Here is a 20,063-nt window from a genome sequence, read left to right as displayed (position 1 = left end):
ATGATTGTTCAATAATTTGCGGAAATGGAATGGTAACAGATCCGGAAATAAAAATAACAATAGTTTAAAAAACTATTAAAAATTTAACACTTTTTAAAATATTACGCCTGTTTTTGGAAGGTTTTTATTTGTAAAAGCTTGGTTTAAATAAAAAAGTATTAACGCTGATTATTATTCTCGTTTTTCTTTCTTTCTTTTTCTTCCTGACGCTGTTTTCTTCTCAATTCGCGCTCTTCTTTTCTTGTTAAGGGAACTGTAGCCGCTGGCGGAGTTTGAACGGGTTCCGTTTTCTTTTCCTCTTTTTTAACTTCCGGATCTGTATTTACAGGCACCTCGGTTACAGGTACATCAGGTACGGTAAAATCGGTCGAATCTACCATTACACTATCGGTTGATGTGGTATCTCTAACAATCTGTGGACTAGGGCAATTGTAGGTTCTGGTAATATCAACAGTAGCTTTGGGGAAAGCACCATAAGTATAACCAGATTTGGGATCCAGGTATACTTTTTCCATAAATTTCGCAAAAATAGGTAAGGCTGTTCTTGAACCTTCACCCTGTTCGCCATTTTTAAAGTGCGCAGTTCTTTCATCACAACCTACCCAAACCCCGGTAACCAGGTCTTTAGTCAGGCCCATGTACCAGGCATCAACATAATCGGATGATGTTCCTGTTTTACCACCAATCTGGTTGTTTTTCTTAAATAAATTTGGCCATTCCCATAACGCTTGTGAAGTTCCTCCAGGTTCTTCCATACCACCGCGGAACATGTAAGTCATTAACCAGGCAATTTCTTCTGTTAAAACGCGTTTGGTTTTTGGCTTAAATTCGTCAATTACGTTGTTATCCTGGTCAGTAATTTTCTCTACCAAAATAGGATCGGTTTTAATACCCTTGTTCATGAAAGTAGCATAAGCTTTTACCATTTCGTAAACGGTAACATCGTTTGAACCTAAACTCACAGATGGAACGGATTCTAAATGGCTATCAATACCGCATTCGTGTGCATATTTAACCACATTATCCCAACCCACCTTTTCGGTAACCTGTGCGGTAATGGTATTAACCGATTTTGCCATCGCCCAACGCAAACTCATTTCACGATAAGAAACGCTGTAATCGGCATTTTTTGGCTCCCAATATTTGGTCTGGCCTTTATCCTGATAAGCAATTTTAACCGGTTTGTCTGTAAATTTATCGCAAGGACTCATACCTTGTTCCAGTGCAGTTAAATACGCAAAAGGTTTAAAAGTTGATCCAGCCTGACGTTTAGCCTGGTTAACGTGGTCATATTTAAAAAATTTATGGTCAATACCACCCACCCAAACTTTTATTTTTCCGCTGGCTGGTTCCATGGTCATCATACCGGTATTCATTATTTTTCCGTAATAACGGATGGAATCCAATGTAGAAAATAAAGTATCGCGATCACCTTTATAAGTAAAAATCTGCATCCTTTTCTTTTTATTGAAATAGGCTTTAACAGAATCGGGGCTATTTGGGAATTTCTTTTGTAAAAGCGCATATACCGGCAGGTTTTTCATTGCCCTATCTGGATAATCTACTTTTTGTTTTTCGGAATCATACCAGGGATCTTCATTACCCCAAACGCTATAAAACCTGCGCTGTAAGATTCTCATTTGATCTGCAACTGCTTCTTCAGCATAGCCCTGAAGCCTTGAATCAATCGTGGTGTATATTTTTAAACCATCTTCATAAAGGTCATAACCATTATCAGTGCACCACTTATCGAGGTATTTTGCTACAGCAGCCCTTAAATAAGAATCGCCATCGCTGCCATCCTGCATTTTACCTTCTTTTAATTTGATGGGCTGCTTTGAAAGCTCCGTCAAACTATCCTTACTCAGGTATTTGTACTTGTTCATCTGCGCCAGCACCACATTTCTTCTTTCTAACGCCTTAACAGGGTTTTTAGTTGGATTGTATAGTGTAGTACCCTTTAACATCCCCACAAGCATGGCAGCATCAGTAGTAGATAAATCTTTCGCTTCTTTATCAAAATAAATCCGGCTGGCCGTTTTTATTCCGTAAGTATTATTACCAAAGGAAACGGTATTCAGGTACATGGTTATAATGTCGTTTTTAGAATAGTTAGACTCCAGTTTTACTGCCGTTTGCCATTCTTTTAGCTTAACAATCAAAGTTCTCACTACAGGAATTTTGATCAATAAACCCTGCGATTTATTATAACGGGTGCGGTAAAGGTTTTTTGCCAGTTGTTGGGTAATGGTACTGGCCCCTCCATCTTTACCTAAGCCTATTACTGCACGGCCAACAGCCTGTACATCAATCCCCCAATGTTTGTAAAAACGTACATCTTCGGTGGCTACGAGTGCCTGTATCACACTAGGGGCAATTTCTTCGTAATTTACCGGGGTTCTGTTCTCTTTAAAATAGCGGCCAATCAGTTTTCCGTCAGCAGTATAAAGCTCCGAACCTACACGAAGGGTAGGTGCTTTAATATCGCGAACACTTGGAGAGTAACCAAAAAGCCACAAAAAGTTAAGCTGAAGCGCAGAAAAGAAAACTATTATAAAAAATAAAACTATTGTAGAATAACGTAAGTACTTGTTTTTTATCTCTTTAAACATATTGGATAAGATGATCTTTAGGTAAAAGTCGTGGCGTTAAATATAAAAAACTCTCTATGCAAATTAACGTATTTAATTTACTTATTTTTTAGTTCTATATTTAAATTGTTAACCCATTGCTTTATCTAAAATAATTTATAAGTATGAAGAACGAATTTAAAGACTTAATTGTACAGGGAGATAAGAAGTTTTTACTAAAAAACCATAAAACAGACTTTACCGGTGGCTATAATAAGGAAAAGGCGAAGGATGCACTGGTGAATTCGAAAATTGAACTTAATCACTTACAGGAGAAATTATATGCAGCCGGAAAACATGCCATACTGATTATTTTTCAGGCAATGGATGCCGCAGGAAAGGATAGCGCTATCGAACATGTAATGAGCGGTTTAAATCCTCAGGGATGCCAGGTTTATAGTTTTAAAGTACCTACAACTGAAGAATATGAACATGATTTTTTATGGAGACATTATAAAGCGCTGCCAGAACGTGGCCGGATTGGTATCCATAACCGTTCGCATTATGAAAATGTGCTAGTGTGCAAAGTTCATCCAGAATATATTTTAAGTGAAAATATTCCTGGTTTTACGGAAGTTAAAAAGATCAATAAAAACTTCTGGCAGCAACGTTATAAGAGTATTAAAAACTTTGAGGAACATTTAACGGCCAATGGAACTGTGATTTTGAAATTCTTTTTGAACGTAAGCAAGGATGAACAGAAACAACGTTTTTTGGATCGGATAGAAGACCCAACAAAAAACTGGAAATTCTCATCAGGCGATATTAAGGAAAGGGCTTTGTGGAATAAATATATGGATGCATACGAAGATGCAATTAATGAAACAAGCACGGAAGAATCTCCCTGGCACATTATTCCGGCAGATAAAAAATGGTTTGCCCGTTTGGCCATTAGTGAAATCATTACAGATAAACTGAAAAGCCTGGATCTTAAATTTCCTGTTTTGGGTGAAGAGGAAGTGGCCAAACTCGGCGAAACGAAGAATATTCTGTTAAGTGAATAAAAAAATGCAGGTCTATAAGCCGGGTTCTGTTTCCTGATTGCTCAGGCTTCTATCATTTATCCACTATAAACGTTGCCGTTTATCTCTAACGACCTACCCACTAACATCGGACGGGCAGCCCTTTATCCCGACGTAAAGTCGGGATGTTAGCCTATTTGGTCTTTCAACTCCCGGGGTTTACAAACCACTGCAGTCGCCTGCAATGCTCGTGCGCTCTTACCGCACGTTTTCACCCTTATCCCGAGGCCGCAAGCGGATACGGGACGGTATATTTTCTGTTGCACTAATCCGTGGCCCAGGTTTTCATTCCTGAACCCCTTTCCGTTAGAAAGCGGGATGCCCTGCGTTGCCCGGACTTTCCTCTCTCCCGATAAATCGGAACAGCGATAGAACAACCTGCATTTTGAGCAAAGATGGGGTTTTTATTCATATTATCACAATTGTGATAACCCTATTCATTTGCTAGTGCATATATTTCATCCAGCACTTTTTTAGAAAATCTAAAATTCGTCTGTTGTATTTTTTGAAAAATGGGTTTTACTGAGATAATTATACCAACATTTTTTGCCTTTAAAATTATACCTAATGTACCTGTGTAAAGAAGGTTTAATCTTTCAGCTGCTTTTCTACCTTTATTATCATCTAAAATAAGAAGAGAACTTTCTGATTCCATCGCTAATGCAATAGCACTTGCTTCACCAGCATCAATATCGAGAGAATTTTGAAATGAAATATTCTTTGGTGATCTGATTTCAATCCATTCAGGTAAAGGAGAACCGAATTCGGCTAAAATAGTAGGAGTGGTTACAATTTGTGAAAAAAGAGACCTTAAAAGATTAAGCTCTCCAATATTTTCTAATAAAATGAAGCAGGTTGTATCAGCGATTACAATTTCATATTTTTTCTGCATCGCTTAACATTTCTGAAACGGGATAATTAAGTAATGAAACGCCGTAATCAGAAAGCAACTCAGAAAAGGTACGCTTTGGTAAATCAGCCATAGCAGCGGCCTGACCCAATGATAACTTTCCAGATTCGTAAAGTTTTGCTGCGATGAAACGTACAGTATCATGCTCATGTTTGCCTAAGCTATCGGGAACTTGAAGGGTTATCGTTGTCATACCTTAAATATACGAATAATATTTATTTACAACCCTGCAAATCTTTCGAAACCTTTGTGTAAGGCACAAATCCCAGCTTATTCCCAAACGAATTGGTTACAAAAACCATTACCTGGGCTACATCAATATCCGCCAACTCGGGAAAAGCAGGCATTTTTTCCTTATATTCTTTGCCATGAATGACAAAAGTTTCGTTTGCTCCATTTTTGATGAAACAGGCCAAACGCGTCTTGTTTGCTTTTAGGAAAACGGAATCGGTTAGGGGCGGTGCAAGCTGGCCTAAGCCTTCTCCGTTTTCGCCATGACAATTCTGGCATTTGGCTTTATAAATGTCTTTTCCGTTCGACATGTAATTTTGGAGGTCGATCGTCTCCTGGTTCTGGCAGGAAACAATAATGGCGATAATGGAAAGTAAAAAGGCAGAATTGATGATGTATTTGCGCATGTATGTTTGTCGTAAAAATCGTCATCTCGAACGGAGTATAGCGAAGTCGAGAAATCTATCGAGTTAGATCTCTCCATTCCACTGCGTTCCAGTCGAGATGACGAACTTAGATTATTACTTTTTATATTCAGCCAATAAAACCGGAATATCCTTTTTCAATTGCTCTACCTGATCTTCCTTGGTGCCATCATAAGCACCGCGGATCCGCCTGTCTTTATCGATTAAAACAAGGTAGCCTTGGTGGATATAACCATCTTTAGCGGTACTGTCTTCGCCAACTGCCACTAAATAGTTTTTCTCGGCCAAAGTGTATACACTATCTTTAGTACCGTAAAGAAATTGCCATTTCGGGCCATCAACACCCAACTTTTGAGCATACTTTTTCAAAACGTGCGGCCTGTCGTATTTAAAATCGATGGTGTGTGAAACGAACATCACATCGGGATTGGTTTTAAAATCATTATAAACCGTCATTAAGTTGCGGTGCATGGTTGGGCAGATGGTGGTACAGGAAGTAAAGAAAAAATCTGCCACATAAACCTTTCCATCGGTAGTCTTGTTGGTGGTTACTACGCTATCCTGATTCAGAAATGACCAATCTGGTATGGTTTGATAAACGGTATCAATTTTTTCTACGCCGGCGGCATCTTTAACGGTTTCGGCATGGCGCTCGCCATAAAATGGAAGTTTACGTTCTTGTTTGCAAGCGGTAAATATTGAAATGGCTAACAGGGATGTTGCCAGATATGCTGTGAATTTATTCATGATTTTATTTTAAAAATGTAAATATACGAGGTATTTTTCTTAAGAGATTAATTGTTTCATGAAGTCCGGGGTAAGATGTCGAAAAGTCCGGAGTTTGGGCGTTTAAAATATTACGGTTTCATATCTTTCAACCTCCGTATTCAGACTCCTGACTTATTTTTTACGTACTTTGTCGGCTCTGCTAAAAACTTCTGTTTACAACTTTCTGAACAAAAATTATAGGTAATTTTATTATAAACCGCACTTTTCGACGCATTTGTTTTAATTTTCGTTTTACAAACTGCATCTACCAAAACTTTTTTAGCTGAATCGATCGGGCTTGTTTTTCCGCTGTCGATTATGGCATTTGCATTCGATTTTAAGCTTATTGTTGCTAATGAAATGATGATGATTGCTGAAATTGATTTTTTCATATTTATATATTTTAAAGTCCGAAGTAGGTCCGAAGACCGAGGTTTGGGTGCTTTGAGACTATACTCTTAGACTTCCAACTTCGGTCTTCTGACGCCTGACTATTCTATTTAACCTGGTACGCTTTAATCAACGAATCCGATTCTCGCGTAACTTTGATATAACCATCCTCTACAGCCCTGATTTTAACCATTTCTGTTTTATAGTAATCAAGGTCTTCCTGTTCGGTTTTTCCTTTGAAATCATCTTTAAAGAAATGCATCCAGTCCATCATTTTCTCGTCTGTCGCATTTAATCTGGTAATTAAATCGTTGATTTTTTGTTTTTCCAGCACTGCATCCGGAGCGAGTTTAACCTGATCAGAAATCAAGATTTTATCGAGTTTCATTTTATTCTTAACTACTTTCTCCCCATCGATCATCAATTTATCGTGGATATTAAGCACTTCCTTGCGTATAGCTTTCGAATCTGGCTCTGTTTTACAGGAGAAAAACAAAACTGTTATCAGACTGAGTAATACCATGTTTAATCTGTTCATATTGTTATGATTTAAAAATTATAAGTAATTCCGACATAAACTTTTCCGGCACTCATCGGGTGGTCGGTTTCTGCTTCCCAGATATTTTTTTGTACACCGGCATTTAAGGCCACATTTTTGTAAAAAACGTCTACACCTGCACCGCCCATCAGGTTATTCATTACATGTTCTCCGGTTTTTTGACCTTTGTATTTTTCTCCGCCAGAATATTCATAAAAGAACTGAGCCGATGGCATGATTTTTACGTCTTTGCCGATACTTTGTGTATAAAAAATATTCAGAAAACTGGTGGTGCTGTTGGCAATGCCTTCATCGCGGCTATTGGTACCATTAACTTTATAAGAAGTATTTAAACTTGCTCCGAATTTCCCCAGGCCAACCATGTAGTTTAAATATACAAAACCATCTGTACTGCCTGTGCCAGCTTGCATTAAGGATGAATAACGGATACCTGCATTGTTTTTGAAATCGTTTTTACCCGTAGGCAACTTAATTCCTGCACCTGCAACCAACTGCTGTTTAAAGTTATCCTCGAGTTTTTGAACCAGGTGATAACCGGCATACAGATTGATATCGCCAACACCAGAAATAGATGAAGTATAACCATTATAACGCTCGCTATTAGAAACGTAAGGCAAAATGGCATTAATTTCGAGTTTGCTGTTGATGAAATATTTCCCCCTGATTTCTAAAGAACGGTAAAGTTCGTAATCTCCGGGATTACCAGCATGGTTCGTAATTGGGGAATCCTGACTTCTGGCCGGGATAAAGAAATTTCCTCCACTTGGGAAAAGAGAATGCGATTGCCCTTCGTAACCGCTGAAAGACCGATAACGGTATAAAAGACTGATGCTATTGCGATTATAGTAAGGAGTAATGCCCATAAAACAGCCGCAGATATCGCAGGCAAAAACCTGACTGCCCATGAGTACAAAAACTAAAATTAATAACTTACGCCTCGCTGTATAATGTATTTTTGATAAATTCATTGTCTGTTAATGTTTTTAAAAATGCTTTAATCTGCTCTTTTTCTGTTGAGCTTAATGGAATACCGTTTTTTAATTGCACATCGAGATTGGCCGAAGCTTTTACGCCTGAATTGTAATGTTCCAAAACCTCATCTAAACTGTAAAAACGACCATCGTGCATGTACGGACTGGTATATTCGATATTTCGTAAGGTAGGTACGCGGAATTTACCAAAATCAGATGCAATACCTGTAATATGCGACCGACCTTCGTCGCTACTTATTAAATCCAAGCCATTACTTCGGTAAGAAAAATCGGTAAAAAATGGTTCTGCATGGCAGGAAGTACATTTTTCTTTAAATAAGTTATAACCAGCCGATTCTGCAGTTGTAAAGGAGATTCCTCCTTCTTTACGCATCACCTTATCGTATTTCGAATTGCCAGAAACCAAAACTGCGGTAAATTGGGTAATGGACTTCAAAATAAGCTGCGAATTGATTTCTGTTGAACCAAAAGCTTGTTTAAATAAGTCAGGGTAAGGTGCTGTATTTTTTAGAAACGCAACGATGGTTTCTATATCCGTGCCCATTTCGCAGGCATCGGCAATGGCATTAAGTGGCGAAGTTTCGATGTTTTTTACGCCACCATCCCAAAAGAAAGCTTTTTGCCAGGCCAGGTTAACAAGGGGAGGTGTATTCCGCTTTCCCTGACAATTGTTTACGCCATGGCTTACTTTATGATCGAGCTGGGTAAACGCAGCAAACTGCTGGTGACAGCTTCCGCATGAAACACTTTTATCGGCCGATAACCTAGCTTCATAAAATAATTTCTTTCCCAGCGCAAAACCTGCATTGCTTAACTTATTGTCTTGAAAATTGTATGCCGGGGCAGGGAAATTTGCCGGAATGGAGAAGGTAATCTTCTTTTCTTCCGGTATTATTTCTTCTTCATTTTTGCTACAAGCATACATCATCGCAATGCTTATCAAAAGCACTGCGATAACGGTTATTTTCCTCAACATTAATTATGGATGTGATCTAAACGGAATAAACCATTTGTATAGTTATTGGCTACAATTACAGAATTTGCACCACCCATAGTGAAATTTAAAGTAGCGAAACTCACATCGGTTTTACCTGTAAATAATGCAGCTGCATTTACAATGAAGTGCATGTTTGGCTTACCATCTGTGCGTACTCGGAGTGGGTTAGCCGCATTAATTTCGGTAGCAAATGTTCTGATCGTATTATTCGGATCGGTTACCCCTCCGATATGAAAAGTAAGGGCATTTCCAGCTGCTGTAGATTGTGGTGAAGTTCCTTCCAGTTTAACAAAAATGTAACCACTGTTCCAAGTCCAGAACATACCATTGATGGGATCTAAAGCACCGGTTTGTGCGCCGGCAAAGTTACGGGCATAATCTACACCAATGGTGTATTCGATTTTGGTATAATCGCCCGTTGGTACATCTTTTAAGGTAATGTTTGTCGATTCGGCTTTCGAAGCGTCAATTAAAAAATAGCTTTCAGGAATTAGATAAGTTGTTCCATCAGCTTTGCTTAATTTGATGTTGCTTACATAATATTTAAAGATGTTGATTTTGAAATCTTCGCCTTTGGCATTTTTATAAGTGGTGGTACTTAAAACCAGCGGGCTTCCGTTTACCTGGTTTTCGAATTCAATCGAAAAAGTAGATTTAGTATCTGCGGTAACTTCATTGCTGTCTTTTTTGCAAGAAGATAATAGTATAACAGGGCATAACAATGCCAAAAAGTATTGTGATAATTTCATTTTAAGAAAATTGGATAAGTAAAAATTAATTTACTGTCATTCTGATCCGATAGCTATCGGATGCAATAAAGAATCTCTGGCATTTCAGCAGAAATTAACATTACAGAAAATGGCAGTTCTAGTGGTTCTTAAGAAAGAGATTCTTCGCTATGCTCAGAATGACAAATAGCCAACCTTAGCGATAGCATAAACTTTCGCATTAAAACCACAAAAAAATACTTAAACCGTTTTCGGTGGATGAAAAATAGAAATGGAGAGGTCTTTAACCGGTTTTTCGATGTAAAGATTTTCTGATGTAATGATAAAATAAGGGATATGATGATTTAAGGCTACTGTCTGAAACTTGGGTTCAGCTTCCGTAACTCTTTTTAAGTTTTCCTGGGTCTGTTTGTTTTTACCTTCAAGGTCTTTTAACTTTTTAGCCAGGAAACACTGTCCATCACAATGAAGTTCAGGGTGTTCTTTATTGATACAAAATACACTGGTAATGTATTCTTTGTTCATTTTATAACCAGAATAGATTACCAACTGCATAAACCCGTTGCTAACGGTGCAGGTAATGATAAGATATATTAAGATTTTTTTGAACATGGTATTGCGCTGCAAAAGTATTAAAGAAATTGGTTGCAGCAAAGAAAAAATAAAAAGGCATATAGATTTCTTAAAACTTTAGATCTATTTAGAGTTGTATAGTGCAATATCCTTTAAAAATTTAAAGTCCTTAAGGTTTAAGGTATAAAGTTCTAATTCGTGAAACATCGCCGTAGATGCAATCAAAGCATCTGGTAGATTAAGATTGTGGGATAAAGAAAATTGCTCTACTAATTTTACTGCTTGTCTGGATATCGGGGAAGAAATGGGTAGAACAAGCAATTTATCTATATCTTTTCTAATCAAACTTAATTCTTTCTTATTTCTTGCTCCGTAAAGTAATTCAGCGCATGTAACATCAGAAATTGCAACATTATTTTGACCAATATTTCTAAAGATATCAATCATTAAATCATTCCCTTTATAAATTTCAATAAAGATATTTGTGTCACATAGAACCATTATCTTTTCCAAGATTTTTCGCGAAGTTCTTTTGAATCAATATTATAGTCGCTCCAGATACCTTTAGATAAGGAAAAATCCACTATTTTGGCTGATTTTTCCGAATCAGTGATTCTTAATTCCGCATCAATATCCCATGATTTTAAAAAGTTTAATAACGCATCAATTTTACGTTGCTCTACATTATCTTTTAAAATTATCGCTGTCATGACGTCTCCTTTATAGCGTAAATATAAGTAATCTATTTTTATTGATAGATTTTCAACTTAAGATTTTATCTTTTTTTCATAGCTCATTCTGTAGATCTATGTCTGTTAGTTAATGCTTCAATCAAAATTACAATGAAAGTTTCCTGCAGTGTGCGGCATCAAATCATGAGCAATCAGTAAAAACCCTGATTATTAAATTCACCTGTGTTTTTAGTTTAAAATAATTTTTACTTATCTTGCCTTACACAAAAATGAAACCTATGAAATTATTTAAAACTATCGCAGTAATGGTGGTATTATCTTCCTGCGCGAAAAAAGAAGTGCGAGATGTACCACCAACTTTTAACGATCCAAACTGGACGAGAATTGAAATTGCGGATGGAAAAGAAGCCCACGCTGTTTATGGAGATATCGATGGTACGTTAATGGTGTCAACCCTTACTGAAATTTATCAAACTACTGATAAAGGCAAAACCTGGCTTAAAACGAAAGTAAATCATCAGCCTATTTATGGTTTTATGTCGGTTAAGGATACTGTTTTTGCGTTACAAGCCAATAGTCTTAAAAATAAAGCCAATGAATTACTCGCCACTTTTAGTCAATATTTTACTTTGGATAAAGGCTTTACATGGAAGCGATGCAGTCAATATAATGTTTCTGAAGAAAGATCGCAGGAATTTGCAACCATTGCTTTAGATAATCAGGTGAAGATTAAACTAAAAGAAAACTTAGAACCTGTTAATGGTAACCCGAATCATCATTATATCTTAAAACGCGATATTGAAATTTTCGAAAAAGGGTTTTCAAAAATACTTGCTGTTCCATTTGATAACCAGATTACCAATTTGCATGTAGATCAATCGGGGAGATTGTATGTTTCTGCTACAAGGAGTATTCATGATAAAAAAACAGGAAAATCTGTTGGAGCTGAAAAGAATGAGCCGGCTGTTATTTATATTTCTAAGAAAAATGTGAGGGAGTTGATTGATCAAAAGTAGTATGTAATTGTTATGCTATTTAAGCCTCTGATCCTGATGTAAAATTCGGGACAGGGTGACTATACTAATCAAGACTGCATTAAATAAACACAGATGAACATTATTCACCTGTGTTTATTCTTTTTTGTCGGTTGGTTAAAATTTGATTCTTAAATAACCCATTTATGGTTGATTGATAAGTTGTTGTATATGATTACCCCAAATTTCATAACCTTTTTCTGTTGGATGTACGTAATCAAGCATCATTCCCGGTAAAAAGGTGCCATCAGCGTTAAGCATGTCCGGACCAATATCAACCAAAGTAATTTTATTTTCTTTTGTGAATAGGGCAAGCTGACGATTGATTTCATTAATCAATATACGACGGTTGCTCTTTGGATCCTTTTCCCGAGGAAAAATAGCCATTACAATTAACTTGGCATGCGGAACCTTTGACCGTACACGCTTACAAATTGCACTTATCCCTTCCACAATTTCTTCTGCAGTATTCATTCTCGCATTTTCTGTTTGGCTGGTATTATTTGTTCCGATATTGATGATCGCCGTTTTTGGTGAAAGCGCATCAAGTTCGCCATGATCTAAACGCCAAAGCACATTCTGAGTTCTATCCCATCCAAAACCCAAATTAAGTACACGAAATTGGCCGAAATATTTCTGCCAAGACTTTGGTCCGTTAGGCGTTTTTAGTTTGCCATTAATATCTCTAACTTTTGGCTCACCGCCCCAAAAATGAGAAATAGAATTACCAATTAAAACAATTTCAGGTTGGATGGAATCTTTAATTTTAATCACCTCTGCGTGGCGTTTGTACCAATCATAACTATCTTGCTCTAACTTTGGCACGGGTATTATTGCCGTATTTGTTGGTTTTTCTTTATCCAGGCTGCTATCTCCCATCAGTTCAGATAGGAGCGGCTCCATAGCCCTTGCCCAGGCTTTGGCACCTTCTGGACTTGGATGAAGCCAATCAGGCATCATGGTTTGGTTTATCGATCCGTCAAGATTTAGAAACACATGGTTTACATCGCAGTAAAATATATTTTTTCCATCAGCCAATTTAGAAACAATATTAGATGCACGTTCCAATATAGCCCGGTGCGATGTGGGGTTTGGCCCACCGTAACAACCCGGGAAACTTCTTAAAATAATAATTTTAGTATTGGGAAGTTTTTGTCTTAATTTTTTAATGATTTCTTCAATACCACCGGCAAGTTGATTTGCGGTATGGCGGGTAGGATAATTTTTTTCATCCACGTTATTTGTCCCAATTTCTAAGGTAACAACTTTAGGCGATTGTCCTTCCAGTTCACCATGATCAATATTCCAAAGAATATTTTCAGTACGGTATCCACTAAAGCCTAAATTAAGTGCTTTACGTGGAGCAAAGAATGTATTCCATGTTTCCTGGTATTGTGGCTTTTCAAAATTATTAGTGATTGAATTGCCAATCATTATTAAATCAAACTTTTCGTTTGCAACTAACTTAAGTTTTTCATCGTGTCTTTTTCTACTATAACCTTCGGTTGAAATTGCCGCAGGATTTTGAGGTAAAATTGCTTTAGCAGGGACAGTATTTAGAAAATTTTTTAAAAGTGTAGTTAATTCATTATTGTTTTTCCAGTTATTTTTGTTGGAAGAAGGATCTTGCAAAAGGTTAAATTTTGCTTTCCCATCGTATCCAATCCATGTTTTGGTATACTCAGAGCCACTATTTATCCACAATGCATTCTCATTTTTATAATAACAGACAAATAAATTAGAGATAGGCTTTAAGGGAGGAGTTATGGCTGGAATAACCGTGCCCTCTATTAATGTGTTTAGGTTTGATGCAGAAATTAACACAACATCATTTGGCTGTTCGATATCTTTAAGCCTTTGGATAGTTCTTGCTGCCAGATTACCACCATTGCCTAAGCCCATAATAATAAATTTTTTATCGCTTAATTTTAGTGAGTCACATTTGTTTTTTAACATTTTAAACGCTTGTTCACTACTTGTCAAAAGTATATCTTTTTCACTTTTGTCTATTTTAGAAATCTGATAATTTAGAACAACTACATCAAACCCCATTTCATCTAAGTAATTTGAAACAGGCAAATTTTCTTTTTTTAAACTAAGTGCATAATTTTCATCAGCAAGCAAAAAAACTGTTCCTTTCGGTGCCGTTTCCTTTGTACGGATAATTCTTAAAAATGGATTTTCTGTACCTTTTGTATTTTTAACAACACTTTGTTTAGTTAATGATTCTCCGTTAATAGATAAGAAGTTTTGTGCTTTAGTTATTCCAGTAAAGCAGAAATAGAATATAAATATAAAGTATTTTGATAATTTCATAGATATCATGTGTTTTTTTAAGATTGGCAAAAAAACAAAAAAACACAGACACCGTTAGATATCTGTGTTTTTTTCTCTTTATTTTCCTGATTTCCTAGGATAAATTGCAATTAATTAACCCTATGCCTGTAAATCAGTCATTACCGCTTTGATTTTTTCGCCAAGTTGTGCGTTAACCTTCTCAAAATCTTTTCTATCTGCTAAAGGCGCATTTACGCTGCAGTAGAATTTAATTTTGGGTTCTGTACCACTCGGACGGGCAGAAACAATGCTTCCATCTTCAGTAATAAATTGTAAAACATCAGATGTTGGATAATCCAGTTTAGTTACTTTTCCGCTTGCTAAATCTGTCTCCTGGCTTAATTCGTAATCTTTCAAAATAGAAACTTTCGATCCACCCAATGTTGCAGGCGGATTTTCCCTGAACTTAACCATCATCGCTTTAATTTCTTCGGCACCCGATTTACCTTTTTTGGTCAGCGAAACTAAATCTTCTTTATAAAGACCGTATTCTACATACATATCCAATAAGGCATTGTATAAACTTGCACCTTTATCTTTATAATAAGCAGTCATTTCAGAAATAAAAGCCGCAGAAACAACGGCATCTTTATCGCGTACTAAATCGCCGATTAGGTAACCGTAACTTTCTTCACCACCACCAATAAAGTATTTTTTACCTTCCAGTTCCGTCATTAACTGACCGATATATTTAAACCCGGTTAAGGTATTGTAATAGGTTACATTTTTCTTTTTAGCAATTGCTTCGATCAGATTAGAGGTAACAATGGTTTTAACAATAAACTGGTTACCGTCTAATTTACCGCTATCCTGCCATGCCGAGAGTAAATAATTGATTAATAAGCAGCCGGTTTGGTTACCGTTAAGCAATACCCATTGTCCGTTATTATCTTTCACTGCAATACCTACGCGGTCGGCATCAGGATCGGTCGCCAATACTAAATCGGCGTCAATTTCCTTTGCTTTATTCATGGCAAGGGTTAATGCTTCCTTTTCTTCCGGGTTAGGGTATACTACCGTCGGGAAGTTTCCATCCGGTGTGCTTTGCTCTTCAACAAGGGTTACGTTTGTAAAACCAAACTGCGCTAAAGCTTTAGGAACTAAAGTAATTCCTGTTCCGTGGATAGGAGAGTAGACAATTTTTAAATCATGCTGTCTTTTTATGGCTTCCGGAGAGATTGAAAGGGCAGTAATACCGTCTAAGTAAAGTTTATCAACCTCTTCGCCAATTAATTCAATGTTAGTCTCAACCCGGTCGAATTTAACTTCGTCGATGCTCTTAATTTTATTTACCTCATCAATAACCAGTTTGTCATCAGGAGAAGTAAACTGGCCACCATCAGCACCATAAGCTTTGTAACCGTTATATTCTTTAGGATTATGCGATGCTGTTAACATTACGCCACTTTTGCAACCAAAATGACGCACGGCGAAAGATAATTCAGGTGTTGGTCTTAACGCCGAAAAGAAATAAACTTTTATGCCGTTTGCAGAGAAAACATCAGCTGTAATTTTGGCAAAATAATCAGAATTATTTCGGCTATCGTGTGCAATAGCCACGCTGATTTTTTCGCCCGGATATTTATTGTTTAAATAATTTGCTAAACCCTGGGTTGCCGTACCAATGGTATATTTATTGATGCGGTTAGAGCCAGCACCCATAATACCACGTAATCCACCTGTTCCAAACTCTAAACTCCTGTAAAACGCATCGGTTAATTCGGTAGTCGCATCTTTATCTACAAGGGCCTGTATTTCTGCCTTGGTTTTTTCATCATAATTTCCACTTAACCACTGGTTGATTGTGGCTTGTGTTGATTGGTCAATTGCCTGCATTGAGCTGTTTTTTTAATTTAATATCTGGTGTTGAACAAATTTTAGTGGATGATGTTTGGTTAAAAACTATTTATTTTCATCCATCCAAATTTTATTTTGTTGAGGGTGTTGCTTTTAAGCTGCTTTTGCTTATTTTCACGCCCCGATACAATAATAAAGAAAATTACATATTCCACTATTAAAAATGAAACCATCATATTTTTTCTATAGCCAAAAGTAATAAATAAATTATGATAGCTTCATTACCTTTAAAAACAATAGGCATTAAATGAAAATATTAAAATTTGGGGGTACTTCTGTAGGTAGTCCCGAGCGCATGACGAAGTTGTTGGATATCATTAATCCAAATGAAGAGCAGATTGTAGTTTTATCAGCCGTGTCTGGTACTACAAATAGTTTAGTAGAAATTGCAAATTATTTTTTAGCTGGAGATAAGAAGAAGGGAAGCGAGTGCGTCGAAAATCTATATCAAAAATATAAAGCTTTTGTTATTGAGTTATTGCCCGTGGCCGAATTTCAGGAACAGGGAAATGAAGTAATCGATTATCACTTCGGCTTTTTGGCTGGATTAGCAAATGATATTTTTACTTCCATTGAAGAGAAAGTAGTATTGGCACAGGGTGAATTGTTATCTACAACTTTATACCATATTTATTTAAAATCGATCGGTGTTGCATCGGTATTGCTGCCTGCTTTAGATTTTATGAAAACGGATGAGGATAACGAACCTGATATTCCTTTTACCACAAAACATTTAACGCCTCTTTTGGAGCAGCATAAAGACAATAAATTATTCATTACTCAAGGATACATTTGCCGCAACAGTTTTGGTGAGGTAGATAACCTTCGTCGTGGTGGCAGCGATTATACGGCATCATTATTAGGCGCTGCAATTCTGGCTGAAGAGGTTCAAATCTGGACGGATATCGATGGCATGCACAATAACGATCCACGTATAGTTAAAGGCACTAAACCGATTGCCCAGTTATCATTCGATGAAGCGGCTGAGTTGGCTTATTTTGGCGCAAAGATTTTGCACCCTCAATCGGTTTTTCCGGCACAGAAATATAAAATCCCAGTTCGTTTGTTAAACACGATGGAACCTTCTGCTGCAGGTACCTTGATTACCCACGATAGCGAAAGAGGTAAAATTAAATCGATTGCAGCCAAAGATGGCATTACCGCAATTCGGATTCAATCTAGCCGTATGTTGTTAGCTTATGGTTTCTTGCGTAGGGTTTTTGAAGTTTTTGAGCGTTACAAAACACCGATCGATATGATTACCACTTCGGAGGTTGCCGTATCGTTAACCATTGATGAAACCGCTCATTTGCCACAAATTATCGCAGAACTGGAGAGTTTCGGAACCGTAGAAGTAGATACCGATCATAGTATTGTATGTGTGGTTGGCGACTTTGGTTCAGAAAAACATGGTTTCGCCAGCAGGGTTTTAGAAGGATTAAAACACATTCCAATCCGTATGATTTCTTACGGAGGAAGTAACTATAACGTTTCGCTTTTAATATTGAGCGAATACAAAACAGAAGCTTTAAGAAGCCTGCACAACAGGTTATTCGAATAAGAGGAAAAAGGCACCGATAGCTAACAGCAGGCCGATAAGGAAATGAAAAGCCAGAAAGCTTGCCGGTAGCATTCCATTTTTATGTTTTTTGTAAGAATTATATAATCCTGCAGAAAGAATAAGGATGATAAATATGGCAGCTGCTATCTTCATTTTTTGATAAATAAAAGGAATAGAACAATAAGGAGTAACACGATAAAAAACCGGATTTTTCCATTGTACTGTTTCTGGGTAATTCTTCCATGCTTTAAATCCAGGTAGTTACCCAAATAAATTAGCCCAAAGAATAAAATTAAAATTATAATAAGGAATTTGAACATGTTCGCCGATAAAGATATATCAAAGTTTAACAATATAGAAACACCTTTTTACTACTATGATACCGATCTGTTGCAAAAAACCTTGCGCACCTGTGCAGATGCAGCGGCTCCGTATCAATTTCACATTCATTATGCACTAAAGGCAAATTTCAATAGTGTGCTATTAAAGCAGATCAAAGAAATTGGTTTCGGTGCAGATTGTGTAAGTGCAGGAGAGGTAAGAAGAGCTGTTGAAGTTGGCTTCGACAATAAAAAAATCGTTTTTGCCGGGGTAGGTAAATCTGATAAAGAAATTAATGAAGCCCTTGATCTTGATATTTTCTGCTTTAATGTAGAATCTATCCAGGAACTTGAAGTGCTAAATGAGCTTGCAGGTAAAAAAGGTAAAACCGCACAGGTGGCCATCCGAATTAACCCAAATGTTGATGCACACACCCACCACAACATTACCACCGGTTTGGATGAAAATAAATTCGGTATCAACTCATGGGATTTGCCAGAATGTGCTGATACTTTAAAAGCGTCGTCAAACCTGAAATTTATTGGAATCCACTTTCACATTGGTTCACAGATTACCAATCTGGATGTATATAAAAACCTTTGCGTTCGCGTAAATGAATTTGCAGCCTGGTTTGAAGATAAAGGATTTAATCTTAAAGTATTGAATGTGGGTGGTGGTTTAGGGATCGATTATTACAATCCTGATCATCAAATTCCTGATTTTGAATCATATTTTAAGATTTTTAATGAGTTTTTAACCGTTAAACCTGGTCAGGAAGTACATTTTGAATTGGGTAGGGCCTTAGTTGGCCAATCAGCTTCATTAATTACAAGAGTATTGTACATCAAAAACGGAAAGAAGAAAAACTTTGTGGTTTTAGATGCAGGTATGACCGAATTAATGCGTCCGGCATTGTATCAGGCCTATCATAAGATAGAAAATTTAAGTCGGAAGTCTGAAGTCGGAAGTCCGGAGTCTATGGCTCTCAAATACGATATTGTAGGGCCAATTTGCGAAAGTACTGATTGTTTTGGTAAAGAGGTTGAGCAGCCTGAATCTTTCAGGGGCGATATTTTTGCCATTCGTAGTGCCGGCGCTTATGGCGAGGTAATGGCTTCGAAATATAACCTGAGAGATGCCATAAGATCGGTGTATAGTTACGAGATATAAAAGAGATTTCGTCATTGCGAAGAGGAGCGACGAAGCAATCTTACAACAATCGCTATAATCCATAGTAGTAAGATTGCTTCGTCGGCTGAAAAAGCCTTCTCGCAATGACGACCTTTATTATTTTAAATCGTTTCCAGATACAATTTTTGCAAATCGACTGCCGAAATACCCTTTGCATCCAAAGTATGTACAAGTGATCCCTGCTTCATAATGCCGATTCTGGTACCCACATGTACTGCATTAAAAATATCGTGTGTAGCCATAAATACACTTCGGCCATCCTGTGAAAGCTGTTTTACAATTTCACTAAACTCATCAGTTGCCTTAGGGTCGAGGCCGCTTGTAGGCTCATCCATCAAAATCACCTGGGCATTTTTGGCTACAGCAATCGCAATTCCTACTTTTTGGCGCATGCCCTTGCTGTAACTGCCCACCCTTTTATGAAAAGCACCTGTTTGTAAACCTGCCTGCAATAAAAATGCTTCAAGTTCCTCTAATTTATAGGTATAACCCGCAATGCGGCTAAAAAAATCAAGGTTTTCTATACTACTCAGGTGACCGTAAAGCATTACCACTTCTGGGATATAAGCTAAAAACTGTTTCGTTTGTTCATGGTGTGGACTAACCACTATTCCGCTTACCTTTGCTTCGCCACGAGTTGCAGCGGTAAATCCTAAAAAAAGATTAATGGTAGTGGTTTTGCCTGCACCGTTCTGTCCTAATAAACAAAATACCTCTCCTGCTTCGACCTTTAAATTCAGGTTATTCAGGGCAACATGCTCCTGGTATTTTTTGGTTAATCCGATTGCTTCTAACATAAAATAAAAGTAAGTTCATTGCGGTTTGATCATTGTTGATCAAACCAC

21 protein-coding genes and 1 other RNA gene are annotated in these 20,063 nt (G+C 37.2%); 4 read left to right on the top strand and 18 right to left on the bottom strand.

Features of this window, described 5'->3' with window-relative positions:
* Window positions 1–158: 158 nt before the first annotated feature.
* Window positions 159–2,612: a transglycosylase domain-containing protein gene (locus R2R28_RS17115; RefSeq protein WP_316826903.1), complete on the bottom strand. Its 2,454-nt coding sequence runs from the start codon at window positions 2,610–2,612 to the stop codon at window positions 159–161.
* A 143-nt stretch (window positions 2,613–2,755) separates the two neighbouring features.
* Here R2R28_RS17115 and R2R28_RS17110 point away from each other — a divergent pair, with 143 nt between their 5' ends.
* On the top strand, window positions 2,756–3,634 hold the full coding sequence (locus tag R2R28_RS17110) for a polyphosphate kinase 2 family protein (protein WP_316826902.1): 879 nt from the start codon (window positions 2,756–2,758) through the stop codon (window positions 3,632–3,634).
* Here the strand turns inward: R2R28_RS17110 and rnpB are convergent.
* From rnpB to R2R28_RS17045, 13 genes are all read right to left on the bottom strand, one after another.
* An RNA gene (rnpB, locus tag R2R28_RS17105) (RNase P RNA component class A) lies at window positions 3,634–4,037 on the bottom strand. The genes R2R28_RS17110 and rnpB overlap by 1 nt on opposite strands.
* Window positions 4,038–4,085: 48 nt before the next feature.
* Window positions 4,086–4,544 carry a DUF3368 domain-containing protein gene (locus R2R28_RS17100; protein ID WP_316826901.1) on the bottom strand — a complete coding sequence of 153 codons (459 nt, stop codon included), beginning with the start codon at window positions 4,542–4,544 and terminating at the stop codon, window positions 4,086–4,088.
* Window positions 4,528–4,755 carry a UPF0175 family protein gene (locus R2R28_RS17095; protein ID WP_316826900.1) on the bottom strand — a complete coding sequence of 76 codons (228 nt, stop codon included), beginning with the start codon at window positions 4,753–4,755 and terminating at the stop codon, window positions 4,528–4,530. The genes R2R28_RS17100 and R2R28_RS17095 overlap by 17 nt, the downstream gene beginning before the upstream one ends.
* A 22-nt stretch (window positions 4,756–4,777) precedes the next feature.
* Window positions 4,778–5,200, bottom strand: coding sequence for a cytochrome c (locus R2R28_RS17090; RefSeq protein WP_316826899.1), 423 nt, complete (start codon window positions 5,198–5,200; stop codon window positions 4,778–4,780).
* Between the two features lie 114 nt (window positions 5,201–5,314).
* Window positions 5,315–5,965 carry an SCO family protein gene (locus tag R2R28_RS17085; RefSeq protein ID WP_316826898.1) on the bottom strand — a complete coding sequence of 217 codons (651 nt, stop codon included), beginning with the start codon at window positions 5,963–5,965 and terminating at the stop codon, window positions 5,315–5,317.
* A 140-nt stretch (window positions 5,966–6,105) separates the two neighbouring features.
* Window positions 6,106–6,378, bottom strand: a complete 273-nt coding sequence (locus tag R2R28_RS17080) for a YHS domain-containing protein (RefSeq protein ID WP_316826897.1) — start codon at window positions 6,376–6,378, stop codon at window positions 6,106–6,108.
* A gap of 104 nt (window positions 6,379–6,482) precedes the next feature.
* Window positions 6,483–6,914: a hypothetical protein gene (locus tag R2R28_RS17075; RefSeq protein ID WP_316826896.1), complete on the bottom strand. Its 432-nt coding sequence runs from the start codon at window positions 6,912–6,914 to the stop codon at window positions 6,483–6,485.
* A gap of 11 nt (window positions 6,915–6,925) precedes the next feature.
* Window positions 6,926–7,903 carry a transporter gene (locus R2R28_RS17070; RefSeq protein WP_316826895.1) on the bottom strand — a complete coding sequence of 326 codons (978 nt, stop codon included), beginning with the start codon at window positions 7,901–7,903 and terminating at the stop codon, window positions 6,926–6,928.
* Window positions 7,866–8,903, bottom strand: coding sequence for a cytochrome-c peroxidase (locus R2R28_RS17065; RefSeq protein ID WP_316826894.1), 1,038 nt, complete (start codon window positions 8,901–8,903; stop codon window positions 7,866–7,868). The genes R2R28_RS17070 and R2R28_RS17065 overlap by 38 nt, the downstream gene beginning before the upstream one ends.
* Window positions 8,903–9,673, bottom strand: a complete 771-nt coding sequence (locus R2R28_RS17060; protein ID WP_316826893.1) for an MbnP family protein — start codon at window positions 9,671–9,673, stop codon at window positions 8,903–8,905. The genes R2R28_RS17065 and R2R28_RS17060 overlap by 1 nt, the downstream gene beginning before the upstream one ends.
* Window positions 9,674–9,892: 219 nt before the next feature.
* Window positions 9,893–10,264: a hypothetical protein gene (locus R2R28_RS17055; protein ID WP_316826892.1), complete on the bottom strand. Its 372-nt coding sequence runs from the start codon at window positions 10,262–10,264 to the stop codon at window positions 9,893–9,895.
* Window positions 10,265–10,348: 84 nt separating this feature from the next.
* Window positions 10,349–10,738, bottom strand: coding sequence for a type II toxin-antitoxin system VapC family toxin (locus R2R28_RS17050; RefSeq protein ID WP_316826891.1), 390 nt, complete (start codon window positions 10,736–10,738; stop codon window positions 10,349–10,351).
* A complete protein-coding gene (locus tag R2R28_RS17045) occupies window positions 10,726–10,935 on the bottom strand; it encodes a hypothetical protein (RefSeq protein ID WP_316826890.1) in 210 nt (69 codons plus the stop codon). Before R2R28_RS17045 ends, R2R28_RS17050 begins: the two co-directional genes overlap by 13 nt.
* 260 nt (window positions 10,936–11,195) lie before the next feature.
* Here R2R28_RS17045 and R2R28_RS17040 point away from each other — a divergent pair, with 260 nt between their 5' ends.
* Window positions 11,196–11,933 carry a hypothetical protein gene (locus tag R2R28_RS17040; protein WP_316826889.1) on the top strand — a complete coding sequence of 246 codons (738 nt, stop codon included), beginning with the start codon at window positions 11,196–11,198 and terminating at the stop codon, window positions 11,931–11,933.
* A 162-nt stretch (window positions 11,934–12,095) separates the two neighbouring features.
* Here R2R28_RS17040 and R2R28_RS17035 read toward each other — a convergent pair whose 3' ends face one another.
* Together R2R28_RS17035 and R2R28_RS17030 are read right to left on the bottom strand one after the other, a co-directional pair.
* Window positions 12,096–14,267: a GDSL-type esterase/lipase family protein gene (locus R2R28_RS17035; RefSeq protein WP_316826888.1), complete on the bottom strand. Its 2,172-nt coding sequence runs from the start codon at window positions 14,265–14,267 to the stop codon at window positions 12,096–12,098.
* 120 nt (window positions 14,268–14,387) lie between these two features.
* Complete coding sequence (locus R2R28_RS17030; RefSeq protein WP_316826887.1) at window positions 14,388–16,124, bottom strand: phospho-sugar mutase; 1,737 nt, start codon at window positions 16,122–16,124, stop codon at window positions 14,388–14,390.
* A 268-nt stretch (window positions 16,125–16,392) separates the two neighbouring features.
* Between R2R28_RS17030 and R2R28_RS17025 the strand changes: the two genes are divergently transcribed.
* On the top strand, window positions 16,393–17,706 hold the full coding sequence (locus R2R28_RS17025) for an aspartate kinase (RefSeq protein ID WP_316826886.1): 1,314 nt from the start codon (window positions 16,393–16,395) through the stop codon (window positions 17,704–17,706).
* On the opposite strand, the gene R2R28_RS17020 is transcribed toward R2R28_RS17025, so the two are convergent.
* The gene (locus R2R28_RS17020) at window positions 17,695–17,859 is read right to left on the bottom strand and encodes a hypothetical protein (RefSeq protein WP_316826885.1); all 165 of its coding nucleotides are present in this window, start codon (window positions 17,857–17,859) and stop codon (window positions 17,695–17,697) included. The two genes, R2R28_RS17025 and R2R28_RS17020, sit on opposite strands and share 12 nt — an antisense overlap.
* A 165-nt stretch (window positions 17,860–18,024) precedes the next feature.
* Between R2R28_RS17020 and lysA the strand changes: the two genes are divergently transcribed.
* Window positions 18,025–19,197, top strand: a complete 1,173-nt coding sequence (gene lysA / locus R2R28_RS17015; RefSeq protein ID WP_316826884.1) for a diaminopimelate decarboxylase — start codon at window positions 18,025–18,027, stop codon at window positions 19,195–19,197.
* Window positions 19,198–19,319: 122 nt separating this feature from the next.
* On the opposite strand, the gene R2R28_RS17010 is transcribed toward lysA, so the two are convergent.
* Window positions 19,320–20,015, bottom strand: coding sequence for an ATP-binding cassette domain-containing protein (locus R2R28_RS17010; RefSeq protein ID WP_316826883.1), 696 nt, complete (start codon window positions 20,013–20,015; stop codon window positions 19,320–19,322).
* Window positions 20,016–20,063 lie beyond the last annotated feature (48 nt).

Source organism: Pedobacter miscanthi (genome assembly GCF_032678605.1).
GTDB classification, from domain to species: domain Bacteria; phylum Bacteroidota; class Bacteroidia; order Sphingobacteriales; family Sphingobacteriaceae; genus Pedobacter; species Pedobacter miscanthi_A.
This window is presented reverse-complemented; position numbering and strand designations above follow the sequence as displayed.

Bases quoted from the DNA above. Each gene is read 5' to 3' on its own strand.
- R2R28_RS17025 (WP_316826886.1), top strand. From the start codon at position 16,393: ATGAAAATATTAAAATTTGGGGGTACTTCTGTAGGTAGTCCCGAGCGC.
- R2R28_RS17030 (WP_316826887.1), bottom strand. From the start codon at position 16,124: ATGCAGGCAATTGACCAATCAACACAAGCCACAATCAACCAGTGGTTA.
- R2R28_RS17085 (WP_316826898.1), bottom strand. From the start codon at position 5,965: ATGAATAAATTCACAGCATATCTGGCAACATCCCTGTTAGCCATTTCA.
- R2R28_RS17040 (WP_316826889.1), top strand. From the start codon at position 11,196: ATGAAATTATTTAAAACTATCGCAGTAATGGTGGTATTATCTTCCTGC.
- R2R28_RS17080 (WP_316826897.1), bottom strand. From the start codon at position 6,378: ATGAAAAAATCAATTTCAGCAATCATCATCATTTCATTAGCAACAATA.
- R2R28_RS17090 (WP_316826899.1), bottom strand. From the start codon at position 5,200: ATGCGCAAATACATCATCAATTCTGCCTTTTTACTTTCCATTATCGCC.
- R2R28_RS17115 (WP_316826903.1), bottom strand. From the start codon at position 2,612: ATGTTTAAAGAGATAAAAAACAAGTACTTACGTTATTCTACAATAGTT.
- R2R28_RS17075 (WP_316826896.1), bottom strand. From the start codon at position 6,914: ATGAACAGATTAAACATGGTATTACTCAGTCTGATAACAGTTTTGTTT.
- R2R28_RS17095 (WP_316826900.1), bottom strand. From the start codon at position 4,755: ATGACAACGATAACCCTTCAAGTTCCCGATAGCTTAGGCAAACATGAG.
- R2R28_RS17065 (WP_316826894.1), bottom strand. From the start codon at position 8,903: ATGTTGAGGAAAATAACCGTTATCGCAGTGCTTTTGATAAGCATTGCG.
- R2R28_RS17010 (WP_316826883.1), bottom strand. From the start codon at position 20,015: ATGTTAGAAGCAATCGGATTAACCAAAAAATACCAGGAGCATGTTGCC.
- lysA (WP_316826884.1), top strand. From the start codon at position 18,025: ATGTTCGCCGATAAAGATATATCAAAGTTTAACAATATAGAAACACCT.
- R2R28_RS17055 (WP_316826892.1), bottom strand. From the start codon at position 10,264: ATGTTCAAAAAAATCTTAATATATCTTATCATTACCTGCACCGTTAGC.
- R2R28_RS17110 (WP_316826902.1), top strand. From the start codon at position 2,756: ATGAAGAACGAATTTAAAGACTTAATTGTACAGGGAGATAAGAAGTTT.
- R2R28_RS17070 (WP_316826895.1), bottom strand. From the start codon at position 7,903: ATGAATTTATCAAAAATACATTATACAGCGAGGCGTAAGTTATTAATT.
- R2R28_RS17035 (WP_316826888.1), bottom strand. From the start codon at position 14,267: ATGAAATTATCAAAATACTTTATATTTATATTCTATTTCTGCTTTACT.
- R2R28_RS17020 (WP_316826885.1), bottom strand. From the start codon at position 17,859: ATGAAGATAGCAGCTGCCATATTTATCATCCTTATTCTTTCTGCAGGA.
- R2R28_RS17045 (WP_316826890.1), bottom strand. From the start codon at position 10,935: ATGACAGCGATAATTTTAAAAGATAATGTAGAGCAACGTAAAATTGAT.
- R2R28_RS17060 (WP_316826893.1), bottom strand. From the start codon at position 9,673: ATGAAATTATCACAATACTTTTTGGCATTGTTATGCCCTGTTATACTA.
- R2R28_RS17100 (WP_316826901.1), bottom strand. From the start codon at position 4,544: ATGCAGAAAAAATATGAAATTGTAATCGCTGATACAACCTGCTTCATT.